Source organism: Microbacterium sp. LMI1-1-1.1 (assembly GCF_040815675.1).
In the GTDB taxonomy this organism is placed as follows: domain Bacteria; phylum Actinomycetota; class Actinomycetes; order Actinomycetales; family Microbacteriaceae; genus Microbacterium.
In genome coordinates, this window is the sequence record NZ_JBFPNN010000001.1 from 1,087,099 (window position 1) to 1,099,943 (window position 12,845).

Annotated in this window: 9 protein-coding genes; 3 read left to right on the top strand and 6 right to left on the bottom strand. The window is 72.1% G+C overall.

From position 1 onward, the window contains the following. Positions 1 to 117 precede the first annotated feature (117 nt). Complete coding sequence (gene rpsA, locus MRBLMI1_RS05075) at positions 118 to 1,572, bottom strand: 30S ribosomal protein S1 (protein WP_367727093.1); 1,455 nt, start codon at positions 1,570 to 1,572, stop codon at positions 118 to 120. Between the two features lie 373 nt (positions 1,573 to 1,945). On the opposite strand from rpsA, the gene MRBLMI1_RS05080 reads away from it, so the two are divergent. Together MRBLMI1_RS05080 and MRBLMI1_RS05085 are read left to right on the top strand one after the other, a co-directional pair. Next, on the top strand, positions 1,946 to 2,974 hold the full coding sequence (locus MRBLMI1_RS05080; RefSeq protein ID WP_367727100.1) for a lytic transglycosylase domain-containing protein: 1,029 nt from the start codon (positions 1,946 to 1,948) through the stop codon (positions 2,972 to 2,974). 138 nt (positions 2,975 to 3,112) lie between these two features. After that, on the top strand, positions 3,113 to 4,231 hold the full coding sequence (locus MRBLMI1_RS05085; protein WP_367727106.1) for a hypothetical protein: 1,119 nt from the start codon (positions 3,113 to 3,115) through the stop codon (positions 4,229 to 4,231). A 92-nt stretch (positions 4,232 to 4,323) separates the two neighbouring features. Here the strand turns inward: MRBLMI1_RS05085 and MRBLMI1_RS05090 are convergent, their stop codons facing one another. From MRBLMI1_RS05090 to MRBLMI1_RS05110, 5 genes are all read right to left on the bottom strand, one after another. Then, positions 4,324 to 6,024, bottom strand: coding sequence for an ABC1 kinase family protein (locus MRBLMI1_RS05090; protein WP_367727108.1), 1,701 nt, complete (start codon positions 6,022 to 6,024; stop codon positions 4,324 to 4,326). Positions 6,025 to 6,077: 53 nt separating this feature from the next. Then, a complete protein-coding gene (locus tag MRBLMI1_RS05095; RefSeq protein ID WP_367727116.1) occupies positions 6,078 to 6,659 on the bottom strand; it encodes a PadR family transcriptional regulator in 582 nt (193 codons plus the stop codon). Between the two features lie 447 nt (positions 6,660 to 7,106). Beyond that, a complete protein-coding gene (locus tag MRBLMI1_RS05100; protein ID WP_414685785.1) occupies positions 7,107 to 8,096 on the bottom strand; it encodes a phospholipase in 990 nt (329 codons plus the stop codon). A gap of 284 nt (positions 8,097 to 8,380) precedes the next feature. Continuing rightward, entirely contained in the window at positions 8,381 to 10,060 is a 1,680-nt protein-coding gene (gene pgi, locus MRBLMI1_RS05105; RefSeq protein WP_367727127.1) for a glucose-6-phosphate isomerase, read from the bottom strand. 63 nt (positions 10,061 to 10,123) lie between these two features. Beyond that, positions 10,124 to 10,861, bottom strand: a complete 738-nt coding sequence (locus MRBLMI1_RS05110; RefSeq protein WP_367727144.1) for an NUDIX hydrolase — start codon at positions 10,859 to 10,861, stop codon at positions 10,124 to 10,126. Between the two features lie 332 nt (positions 10,862 to 11,193). Here MRBLMI1_RS05110 and MRBLMI1_RS05115 point away from each other — a divergent pair, with 332 nt between their 5' ends. Next, complete coding sequence (locus tag MRBLMI1_RS05115; RefSeq protein WP_367727149.1) at positions 11,194 to 12,831, top strand: HNH endonuclease signature motif containing protein; 1,638 nt, start codon at positions 11,194 to 11,196, stop codon at positions 12,829 to 12,831. Positions 12,832 to 12,845 lie beyond the last annotated feature (14 nt).

Genomic DNA, 12,845 nt, shown 5'->3' on the forward strand with positions numbered 1-12,845 from the left:
CCCCATCCTCCCCGACGGGACGACGGATGCCAAAGCCTTGCGCCCCGGCGGGCTGCCGCCCGGGAAAGCCGAAGGCCGGCCCCTCCGAGGAGGGACCGGCCTTCAGGAAAGGGTGGTTCAGCGACCGGAGAGCTTCTCGCGAAGCGCCGCCAGCGACTCGTCGTCGGCGAGGGTGCCCTGGGCGGGCGACTCCGACGAGAAGGAACCGCCGAACGAGCCCGAGTCGGTCGGGTTCGCAGCCTCGGCCTCGAGGGCCTTGGTGACGGCGGCCTTGTGAGCCTCCCAGCGACCCTGGGCCGCGGCGTACTCCTGCTCCCACTGCTCGCGCTGAGCGTCGAAGCCCTCGAGCCAGGCACCCGACTCGGGGTCGAAGCCCTCGGGGTACTTGTACTCGCCGCGCTCGTCGTACTCGGTGACCATGCCGTACAGCGCCGGGTCGAACTCGGTGCCGTTGGGGTCGACCGACTCGTTCGCCTGCTTGAGCGAGAGCGAGATGCGGCGACGCTCGAGGTCGATGTCGATGATCTTGACGAAGACCTCTTCGCCGACCGACACGACCTGCTCGGCGAGCTCGACGTGCTTGCCGGAGAGCTCCGAGATGTGCACGAGACCCTCGATGCCGTCGGCCACGCGGACGAACGCACCGAACGGAACGAGCTTGGTGACCTTGCCCGGAGCGATCTGGCCGATCGCGTGGGTGCGGGCGAAGACCTGCCAGGGGTCCTCCTGCGTCGCCTTGAGCGAGAGCGACACGCGCTCGCGGTCGAGGTCGACCTCGAGGATCTCGACGGTGACCTCCTGGCCCACCTCGACGACCTCGGAGGCGTGCTCGATGTGCTTCCAGGACAGCTCGGAGACGTGCACGAGGCCGTCCACGCCGCCCAGGTCGACGAACGCACCGAAGTTGACGATCGACGAGACCGTGCCCTTGCGGACCTGGCCCTTGTGCAGGTTGTTGAGGAACGTGGTGCGCGACTCGGACTGCGTCTGCTCGAGCAGGGCGCGGCGCGAGAGCACGACGTTGTTGCGGTTCTTGTCGAGCTCGAGGATCTTGGCCTCGATCTCCTGGCCGAGGTACGGCGTCAGGTCGCGGACGCGGCGCAACTCGATGAGCGAGGCCGGGAGGAAGCCGCGGAGGCCGATGTCGACGATGAGGCCACCCTTGACGACCTCGATCACGGAGCCGGTGACGACACCGTCGTTCTCCTTGATCTTCTCCACGTCGCCCCAGGCGCGCTCGTACTGGGCGCGCTTCTTGGACAGGATGAGACGGCCTTCCTTGTCCTCCTTCTGGAGAACGAGGGCCTCGACGTGGTCGCCGACGTTGACGACCTCGTTGGGGTCGACGTCGTGCTTGATCGAGAGCTCGCGCGAGGGGATGACACCCTCGGTCTTGTAGCCGACGTCGAGGAGGACCTCGTCGCGGTCGATCTTCACGACGGTGCCTTCGATGAGGTCGCCGTCGTTGAAGAACTTCAGGGTCTTCTCGACCGCGGCCAGGAAGTCCTCAGCAGAGCCGATGTCGTTGATCGCGACCTGCTTGGTGGCCGGGGCGGTCGTTGCGGTAGTCATGTAGTGGGTTGTCCTAGAGGGTTGTGGTGTCGGGCTCCGGCTCCCGCGGCGCGATCCGGAGATGGACCACGCTGTCGGAGCAGCCTCCCGTCGAGACGACGGACGGATGCCACGGCCGAAGCGAAGCGGATTGTGTCGTGCGATGCCACTCGGGGGGACCCCCGGAAGTGCGGAACGGGCCACACGCGTGACACTCAAGAATACCAGAGTTCCCCGCTGTTCCCGGGGTCCGTCCGACCTCCGAATAACGGATGGATCACGGTTACGTCCAGGAATCGTCCAGGCGGAGCGGGCAGGATATGTGACTTGTGTCCGCGAACAGCGGACTGACGGGCCTTCCCGAGGGCCTCGTCCCTCGACCCGGAACTGGTTCATGCGCTCCACTTCGACGCCCCCGTCCAACCGTCGTACCCGCCGTCTGGCCTCTCGCCGCTCCCGCCGTCGCCCCGTCCTCCTCGCGGGCGGACTGGTGGTCGGCGTGCTCGCCGCGGCCGCCCTGACCGGCACCGCCGCCTCCCCCTCCGTCGCGGCGACCACCCCCTCGCTGCTGACCGGCGCCTCCTTCCAGCTGGCCGCGTACACGACGCCCGTCGCCTCCGCCCCCGAGGTCGCCGAGGCGCGCTCCGCGGTGGCCGCGGCCGTCTCCTCGGCGCAGGCCGCCGACACCGTCGAGGGCGACATCGCCGCCTCCGGCCTGGACATCGGCCAGCCCGTCACCACCGTCGACACGGCTGCGCTGGAGCAGGCCGCCGAGCGCCTCGACGCCGCTGCCCAGCAGCTGCCCGCCACCTTCCTGCCCGAGATCACCGACTCGGTCACCGAGCTCTCGACATCCGTCGACGCCCAGGTCTCGCAGCTGCGCGGCTCGCTCGACGGCGCCCTCGCCAAGAAGGCCGAGGAGGAGGCCGCCGCCGCAGAGAAGGCGCGCCTGGAGGCCGAGGCCGCCGCCGCGGCGAAGGCGAAGGCCGAGGAGGAGGCCGCCCAGGCCGAGGCCCAGGCCGCCACCCGGACGACCACCACCACGACGACGCGCTCCAGCGGGTCCACCGCCGCCCCCTCCGCCCCGCTCCCGGTGACCGGCAGCAGCGGCGACAACAGCCCGGCCGGCGCCCAGGCCTCCGCCCGCGGCATGCTCGGCAACTACGGCTGGGGCGAGGACCAGATGTCGTGCCTCGTGTCGCTGTGGAACAAGGAGTCCGGCTGGAACTACCAGGCCTACAACTCGGGCAGCGGCGCCTTCGGCATCCCGCAGGCCCTCCCGGGCAGCAAGATGGCCTCCGCCGGTGCCGACTGGCAGACCAACGCGGCGACGCAGGTCGCCTGGGGCCTCGGCTACATCTCGGGCCGCTACGGCAGCCCGTGCAGCGCCTGGTCGCACTCCCAGTCGGTCGGCTGGTACTGACCCGCACCCCGCACGACACGCGCGCCGCTCCGGAGGACACTCCGGGGCGGCGCGCGTCGTCGTCGGCGCAGCTGCGGCAGGGTGGGAGGACGTCCGCCGACCGGTGGGCGCGCTGACGTCCGAGCACGAGGAGCAGGCGTGGACCTCCGATGGCTGGACGCCCCCGCGGCCGATGTCGCCGCCGCCCTCGCCGTCGCGGGCGAACGGCCGCGGCCGCCGTGGCGCCCGACCCGGCGCCAGGTGCTGCTGCACGTCAACAACGCCCTGGTGCTGTGGTTCGCCTCGATCGGGTTCCTGACCATCGGCATCCAGGTCGACGGGGTCCAGGACGGCCGCGTGCTCCCGGCGGACGCGCTCGCGTTCACGGTGGTGTCGCTCGTGCTGGTCGTCTGGCTCGCCGGGACGTTCCTGCTGTGGCGCTGGGCGCGCCGACCGCTCGCGACGCGCGCGCGGCTGCGCCAGGGACGCCGCGATCTCACGGCGCTCGCCAACGGCTTCCGACCGATGCCCAGCGACGGGGCGACGTTCTCGTCGCTCGTCACGGACAACCGCCTCGGGGTGCGCGAGTACCCGCGGTTCGCGTCCCCGGACATCGAGTTCGGCACCGTCCGCGCCCGCTCCCCCCGTGCCCGCGCCTGGCAGTACGCGAGCATCCGTCTGGCCGCGGCACTCCCCCACCTCGTGCTCGACGCACGCGCCAACGACGGCGGACGCGGAGGACTCCCGGCATCCATCGACCGCGGTCAGCGCCTGCGGCTCGAGGGGGACTTCGACCGGTCGTTCCTGACCTACGCACCGGCGGGCTACGGGCCCGACGCGCTCTACGTGCTCACCCCCGACGTCATGGCCGTCCTCGTCGACCACGCCGCGGACTTCGACCTGGAGATCCGCGACGACCGGGCGGTCTTCTTCCGCGCCGCCGACGCCGCGTACACCGCGCCGGAGGACTGGCGGCGCGTCGACGCCCTGCTCCGCCGCGTGGCCCCGCGGCTCGTCGGGCAGTCGGAGCGGTACGTCGACGAGCGGGTCGCGGGCCAAGGGGCGCAGGAGCGCGTCGCGGCGACCGGGACCACCGCCTGGCGTCCCCCGCGGCCGCTCATCGGCCCCGACGGACGTCGCCTGGACGCCCGGACGCCGCAGACCGGGATCGGGCCGGTCGTCGAGCGACTGGCGTGGGTCGGCTTCCGTGCCGGGCTCTACCTCGTGCCACTGCTGTTCGCCTTCGCCGGGTTCATGTCGATCGTCGACGGGCGGTAGCCCGCGGCGGTAGCGCCGGCCCGGTCGGAGGGAGCCGCGCAGGCGGCGCCGCGTCCCGGCCGTCGCGAGCCGGTGACCGGCGCCGGACCGTCTCAGGCGCTGCCGTTGCGCCGCGCGATGAACCCGGCGAGCACGGCGTGCGACAGCGGGACCACCGAGGCGATGGCCAGCAGCGTCCCGAGCACGGCCTGCTCGGCCTGCAACAGGATGCCGCCGATCAGCAGCCCCGTGAACAGCACCGCCGACACCACCCGGCGCACCATGCGCTCGAGGTCGCGGATGCGACGCTCGATGCGCGGGGTCTGGACCGAGACGGACCCGTCCTCGAACCGGTCGACGAGGGAGTCGATGCGCCGCGGCAGTCGCGCGGTCACCGCGGCGACGGCGCCGACCTCGCGGGCGAGCGCCTGGACCGTGTTGCCGCTCTCCTCGCGGATGAGGCGCTGGGCGTACGGCTCGACGGCGTCCCAGATGTTGAAGCGCGGGTCCAGCGCGCTGCACATCCCGCTCGTCAGCGACATGGCGCGCACGATGAGCAGGAAGTTCTCGGGCAGCTGGAACGGCAGCGAGCGCACGACGTCGCCGAACTCGACGGCGAAGGCGCGGAACTCGCGCGGGTCGACCTCCTGCAGCTCCGCGAAGCCCATCCCGCCGAAGCGCGAGAAGAGCTGCGTCATCGCGCGCTCCAGCTGGATCGTGTCCGCCGTCGGCAGCAGCACGCCGATGTCCCGGATGCCGTCGACGAGTCCCTTGCCGTCCCGGGATGCCGCCGCGATCAGCACGCGCCGCAGACCGCGACGGAGCGTCGGGGGCACCTCGCCCATCATCCCGAAGTCGATGAACGTGAACGTCCACGCCGGGGAGGTGGCATCCGGAGCCGCCGGGAGCGGCGTGACGAACACGTTCCCCGGGTGCGGGTCGGCGTGGAAGAACCCGTCCTCGAACAGCTGGTCGAACATGACCGCGGCGAACCGGGCCGCGACCTCGGACGGGTCGATGCCGGCCGCCCGCAGCGCGTCGACGTCGCTGATCTTGATGGCCGTGACGTCCTGCAGGGTGAGCACGCGCCGGGTCGTCCGCTCCCACACCACCTCGGGCACGGCGACGAGCCCGTCGACGGCGAAGTCCGCGGCGAACCGCTCCGAGTTCGCGGCCTCCTGGAGGTAGTCGATCTCCTCGAGGCTCGTGACCGCGAACTCCTCCACGAGCGAGGGCATGTCGACGCGGTCGGACACGAGCGTCACCTTGCTGAGCCAGCGCCCGACCTTGCGCAGCGCGCGCAGGTCGACGTCGACGATGCGGTCGATCCCGGGCCGCTGGATCTTCAGCACGACGTCGCGCATGCCGGTGTCCGCCGCGAGGGCGTCCGTGAGCGTGGCGCGATGGGCTTGACCCAGGGATGCCGCCGCGAGCGGGCGCTCGTCGACCGAGGCGAAGGCCGCGGTCAGCGGCATCCCGAGTTCCTCCTCCGCCCGCGCGCGGATGGCCGCGAAGGGAACGGCGGGGACCTCGTCCTGCAGGCCCTCGAGCTCTTTGGTGATGATGGGCGGCAGCACGTCCAGGCGCGAGGACATGTACTGGCCGACCTTGATCATCAGGCCGCCGAGGTCCAGCGCCAGGACGTGGAAGCGCCGAGCGAGCTTCTGCAGCCGGCGGGTGCGCCCGCGGGCCGACAGGGCACCGAGGCCGAAGCGCGGGAGGAACAGCTCCCACCACCAGGCCTGCACCAGATAACGGGCGGCGAAGCGCGTGATGCGCCGGTAGCGGGCGCGCATGAGGGCGTCGTCGGACATCGTGTCTCCTTGATGCCGACGTGCCGCGCACCCGCTGTCGGAGGGCGGCAACCTCAGCTCTGAGCGAGGATGGAGTAGAGCTTACGGCGCGCCTCTTCGAGGATCTCGACGGCGTGCGCGACCTGCTCCTTGTCTCCCGTGCGCGCGACCTGCGCCGCGGCCTGGGCGAGCTCGACGCCCGCCTTGGGCAGCGCCGTCATGCGACCGCTGTCGCGCGAGCCCGCGGTCTCCCACGGGGCGGCGGAGCGTTCGGTGGTCTCGTCGCCCGCGGCGGCGCGGCCCTCCTCGGTGAGCGAGTAGGTCTTGCGGCCGCCGGACTCCTCGGCCCGCACGAGGCCCTCGTCGGTGAGCAGCTGCAGCGTGGGGTACACCGAGCCCGGGCTGGGCTTCCAGGTGCCGTTGCTGCGCTCCTCGATCTCGCGGATGATCTGGTAGCCGTGCATCGGCTGCTCCAGCAGGAGCGAGAGGACGGCCGAACGCACGTCGCCCTTGTTCATGCGGGGCGTGCCGCCGGTCTTCTGCTCGAACTGCGTGCGCAGCTGCTCCATGGCGTCGAGGATGTTCGACATCGGCCAGCCGGCGCCGTTGTGCCCGCCGCGTCCGCCGAACGCGTCTCCCAGGAATGAACCACTCATGACGACCTCCTTCGCGCGGACCCGACCTGGGTCAGCGATATACAACGATATATCGCTGAGGGTGGGTGCGGGCTGGGAATTCAGGGAGGGATGCCGACAGGCCCGGGTGCTGGCGCGGTGCCGTGACGTGGCGCGCGGGCTGGCGCTGAGCGGTGAGTTGGCGCAGATGTACGCGCGGCGCGGGCTGGCGCGTGCATTCGCGACAAGTCAGCGCGGCGCGGGCTGGCGCGGTGACTTGGCACAGATGTACGCGCGGCGCGGGCTGGTGCGTGCATTCGCGACAAGTCAGCGCCCAGGGGCTGACTCTGTGCCGTGACGCGGCGCAGATGTACGCGCGGCGCGGGCTGGCGCGGTGACTTGGCACAGATGTACACGCCGCGCGGGCTGGCGCGTGCATTCGCGACAAGTCAGCGCCCGGGGGGGGCGGGACTGCGAGCGGGAGCGGGTTCAGTACCAGTTGACGGCCTGCGAGTGAGACCAGGCGCTGCAGGGCGTGCCGTAGGCGCGGTCGATGTAGTCGAGCCCCCACGCGATCTGCGTCGCCGCGTTCGTCTGCCAGTCGGAGCCGGCGGACGCCATCTTGCTGCCGGGGAGGGACTGCGGGATGCCGGTGGCCCCACTCGGGTTGTAGGCCTGGTAGTTCCAGCCCGACTCCTTCTGCCAGAGCGACGACAGGCAGGAGAACTGGTCGCTCCCCCAGCCGTAGCGCTCCGCCGCCATCTGAGCGGCGACGGCGCGGGCGCCGTCGGGCGTGTTGACGCGGGCAAGGGCCGCGGCGGCCTCGGCCTCACGCTGCGCCTCGGCGGCGGCGGCGGCCTCGGCCTGACGCTGCGCCTCCGCCGCGGCCGCGGCGGCGGCCTCTTCGGCGGCCTTCTGCGCGAGCGCCGCGTCCAGGCTGCCCCGCAGTTCCTCGACGCGGTCGGAGACGCGCTCCGTCTCGACCTCGGCGTTCTGCGTGAGCGCCGGCAGCATGAGCACGGGCAGCAGCGTGGAGGTCGAGAGGCGATCCGCCGCGTCCTGCAGGTCGGACGTGTCGACGGTGGTGTCGGCTCCGACCGACAGGGGCAGACCGGCGGCGGCGATGTCCGCCTGGACCGCGGCCGCGTCCGCGAGGGCGGTGTCGACGCCGGACTGGGCATCCGCGGCACCGGACGTGATCGCCCCCAGCGTCGGAGAGGTGATGAGCGGCGCGGTGCCGAGCGTCGAGGTCCCCGCCGGGGCGACCGCGCCGACCGTCGGCGTCGGGGACGGCGACGCGGACGGGGCGGCGAACGCCGAACCGGCGACATCGGACATCGAGACGGGCGCGGCGACCGCGACCCCCGTGGTGGCCATCATGCCGAGCGCCACTCCGGCGCAGGTGGCCGCGGTCGCGAGGGTGCGGCGGGCACGGTGGACGCGGTGGAGCTTCACATCAGAACGCAGCAAAAGGAGCACTTTCGTCGGGGCACGCACCCGTCGGGTCGGGCGCGGAATCGTGCCGTCGGGTCGGCACAAGTCCCCGAGTGTGGTCGGCTCTTCTGGACGTTATCTTTTCGTTACCTGGGAGGACGATGGGAGCGCGCGCACGGAAAGACCCCGGTGGGAGGGGTGCGACGCACCTCTCAGGCCCCTCGCGACGGTGGGGTCCGGTCCACCGCCGACGCGACCACGGTTCGCCCCGGGGCTCCGCGAGCCGAGCGAGGCGACGTCCGCCCTGCCCGGCCCGCGAGGCGCCGACGTCAGGCGCGGTGCGCGCGGTAGTAGGCCAGAAGTGCCGCGGTCGAGGCGTCCTGAGACTGCGCCGCCTCCTCGTCGCCCTCGAGCGCGGGAGCGATCTGCAGCGCCAGCTGCTTGCCGAGCTCCACGCCCCACTGATCGAAGCTGTTGATGCCCCAGATGGTCCCCTGCGTGAAGGTGATGTGCTCGTACAGGGCGATGAGCTGACCGAGCACGGACGGCGTCAGCGACGGCGCGAAGATCGAGGTCGTGGGGCGGTTCCCGGGGAAGGTACGCGCGGCGACGAGCGCCCCGGTGGTGCCCTCGGCCTCAACCTCCTCTGCGGTCTTGCCGAACGCGAGCGCCTTGGTCTGCGCGAGGAAGTTGGCGAGGAACAGGCCGTGCACATCGCGCCCGCCGTCGGCGAGCGGATAGGCCGGGTTCACCATTGCGATGAAGTCCGCCGGGATCAGCCGGGTGCCCTGGTGGATGAGCTGGTAGAACGCGTGCTGGCCGTTCGTGCCGGGCTCGCCCCAGAACACCTCGCCGGTGTCGGTCGTCACCGGGGAGCCGTCCCAGCGCACCGACTTTCCGTTCGACTCCATCGTGAGCTGCTGCAGGTAGGCCGGGAACCGGTGGAGCTGCTGCGCGTAGGGCAGCACCGCATGCGACTGCGCGCCGAGGAAGTTCGTGTACCAGACGTTCAGCAGACCCATGAGGACGGGCACGTTCCGGTCGACCGGCGTGGACGCGACATGTTCGTCGACCGTGTGGAACCCGGCGAGAAGCTCGCGGAAGACGCCGGGACCGAGCGTGATGGCAAGCGACAGGCCGATCGCCGAGTCGACCGAGTAGCGGCCGCCGACCCAGTCCCAGAAGCCGAAGGCGTTCGCCGGGTCGATGCCGAAGTCGGCGACCTTGTCCAGTGCCGTCGACACGGCGACGAAGTGGTGGGCCACCGCGTCCGTGCGGGCGTCGTCGGAGTCCTCCAGCGCGCCGGCCGTGGCCAGCCGCTCCCACAGCCAGTCGCGGGCCAGGCGCGCGTTGGTCAGCGTCTCGAGCGTCGTGAAGGTCTTCGAAGCGACGATGAACAGCGTCGTCTCGGGGTCCAGGTCGGCCGTCTTCTGCGCGAGGTCGGTCGGGTCGATGTTCGAGACGAAGCGCGCGTGGACGCCGGCGTCGGCGTACGGCAGCAGGGCCTCGTAGACCATGACCGGACCGAGGTCGCTGCCCCCGATCCCGATGTTGACGACGTGGGTGACCTTCTTGCCGGTCACGCCGCGCCACTCCCCCGAACGGACGCGGTCCGCGAAGGCGGACAGGCGGTCGAGCACCTCGTGCACGTCGGCGTCGACGTCCTGCCCGTCGACCTCGAGAGTCGGAGCGGCACCGGCCGGACGGCGAAGAGCGGTGTGCAGGACGGCGCGGTCCTCGCTCGTGTTGAGGTGGGCTCCGGCCAGCATCTGCGAGAAGCGCTCGAGGACGCCCGTCTCCTCGGCGAGCGCGACGAGCGCCTCGAGGATCTCGGGAGTGACGAGGTTCTTCGACAGGTCGACGTGCAGGTCGCCGAGGGTGCGGGTGAGGTTCTCGGCGCGGTGCGCGTCGGCGGCGAACCAGCCGCGCAGGTCCGGTTCGAAACCGTCCCGCAGGGCGGTCAGACGGGACCAGGCGGAGGTGGTGGTGGGATCGACGGGTGCAGTCACGGACCCCACCGTAGCGATCCGGGTCGCGTTGCGGGGGGAGGATGACGAACCCGTGGACAACAGCTAGGAAGCGCCCGTCTGGGGAGGAACGGTGCCCCCGCCGGTGACCGCGTCGGGCAGCGGCACCTCCCGGGTGGCATCCCATGGCTCCGTCCAGCCCAGCCGGTCGAAGAGCCCGTCCAGCAGCATCGCCGTGAAGCCCCAGACGAGGTGGCTCCCGCCCGGGTGCGGGACGACGAACGCCGGGCCGCGCCACTCGCGCCCGTCGCGGTGCAGGACGGTCACGCCGCGGTGGGCGGGAGCGAGCAGGTCGGCGACCGGGGCGCGGAACACGGCCGCGGACTCCGCGGCATCCACGACTCCCACGCGCGACGGACGGCGCCACCAGCCGATCACGGGGGTCACCAGGTGTCGCGAATAGGCGAGGGGGACCCGTTCCAGCGTTCCGAGGACGTCCACGCCGGAGGGATCGAGCCCGGTCTCCTCCTCCGCCTCGCGCAGCGCGGCCGCCACGGGGCCGTCGTCGCCCGGGTCGAGACGTCCGCCGGGGAACGCGACCTGGCCGGGGTGCGCGCGCAGCGTCGCCGCACGGGCGAGCAGGAGGACGTCGAGCTCGCGCGGCACCGCGCCCACGCGGGCCTCGTGCGTGCTCGGCATCCCGTCGAGCATGCCGAACAGGATGAGCACCGCCGCCTCCCGGGCTCCCGCGTCGACGGGGAGCGCCTGCAGCGCCGGGAAGCCCTCGCCGTGCGCATTCGCGACGAGGGCGACGAGGTCGTCGCGGGCGGAGGCGAGGGGCATCCCTCGAGAGTACGTCGCGGGCGGGTGGTTGAGTGGGCGGGTGGAGATCGTGAAGTGCGCGGGAGCCCTGCTGTCGGACCTGCTGAGACGCGCGTTGTGACGCGCGTTGTGACGCGCGTTGGGGGTGTGGACGAGAGTGGTCGCGCACGCGGTGACGCGCGTTGGGGGTGCGGAGGAGGAACGGGATGCCGCGGGCTTCGCGTGGGGAACAGATGAGGACCGCAGGCTCGGGTTGAGGGCAAGGATGCCGCGAGTTCGAGGCCGGGTGAATTCGCGGGTGGACGCGGGTGAATCGACCGCACCGCTCCAGGGTCCGTCTCTAAGATTAGAACATGCGTTCGACCTCCGCGATGTACACCGACGAGCAGGCCGCTGCCGTGCGGTCGGCCGTCGAGCGCATCCGCCAGGCTGACGCGGAGCTGGCGGCTGCGGAGATCGCACGTGAACGCGCCCTCGCCGACGCGGGCGAGGTGGCGCGAGAGGTCGCCGCCGCCCAGCGGTCGTCCGTCCGGGTCCACGACATGGTCCTACGGAGCATCGCCGCCGAGATCGGCGCGGCCACCGGTGTCTCCGACCGCACCATCCAGCGGCAGATCGGCCACGCCGTGACGCTCGTCGAAGACTTCCCCGTGAGCACCGCCGCCCGTGAGGCGGGCGCCATCAGCGCCCGGCACCTCCGCGACATCGTCGACGCCGCCGCACCGCTCCCGCCGCAGGCGCGCGGAGAGTTCGACATCCTCGCGGCGGCCGAGGCCACGACCGACACCCCGGCGCGCGTGCGACCGCGCCTGCTGCGCCTGGCTTCCCGGCTGCATCCCCGGACGCCGACCGAGCGCCACCGGACTGCGCGCGAAGACCGCCGCGTGCGGGTGATCCCTCTCTCGGACGGGATGTCCGAGCTCATCGCGGTGCTGCCCACGACTCTCGCTGTCGCAGTGCAGGACCGGCTCGTGCAGATGGGACGCGCGATCGCCGATGTCGAACGCCGTTCCCCCTCCGACCGGCGGACGCCGCCGGGTGGAGGCGATGCGGGAGGCGACGGCGGTGACCACGCCAGCGGAAACGGTCCGGGGCGCGGGACGGTCTCCGGCAGGGCGGTCGCTGACGTACCCGGCGAGGGCGGCGGTGGAAGCTCCCGCGGGGGCGCCGACGGGGGTGCGGACTCACGAACAGCCGACCAGATCCAGGCGGACGTCCTGACCGACCTCCTCCTGACGGGCGCGCCGATGGCGGATCCCGTCGCGGCGGGCGGCGGCAGCACGCTGGGAGCCATCCGCGCGAAGGTTCAGATCACCGTCCCGGCGATGACGATCCTCGATCCGCGCCGAGAGCGGGACGACCCGGCCGAGCTCGTCGGCCACGGCCCGATCGACGGTGAGACGGCTCGTCGGCTCGCGGAGGCGACCCTGGTGCCGTGGGACCGGGTGATCACGCACCCGATCACCGGAGCGGTCCTCTTCGCCGACACCTACGAGCGCACCGCCGCGATCGACCGGCACATCCGCGCCCGGGACAGGCACTGCCGGTGGCCCGGATGCGCGCTGCCCACGGTCCGGTGCGAGATCGACCACACGGTGGACTGGGCCCGGGGAGGTCCGACGGCGAGCACGAACCTCAGCTGCCTGTGCCAGCGCCATCACTCCATGAAGCAGTTCGCCGGGTGGTCCGTGCGGCAGGTCGACGGCGGCGTCCTGGAATGGACGTCTCCGCTCGGGGCGGTCTACGTCGACGAGCCCGCCGCCTATCCCCCGGCGGTGCGTTTCATCGAGTCGGAAACGGAGGGGCAGGGCGAGCCGGACGAGAACCGCCGCCGAGGCGAGTCGGGCGAGAACCGCGCTCCAGGCGGGCCGGGCGAGAATCACGACCGGGGCGGACCGGGCGGGAATCACGACCGAGGCGAGCCGCGGGCACACCGTGACCAGAACAACCTCGGGCGGGGATCCCCGCCGTCCACAGATGCGCCATTCTGAGCTGCCATCGAGTA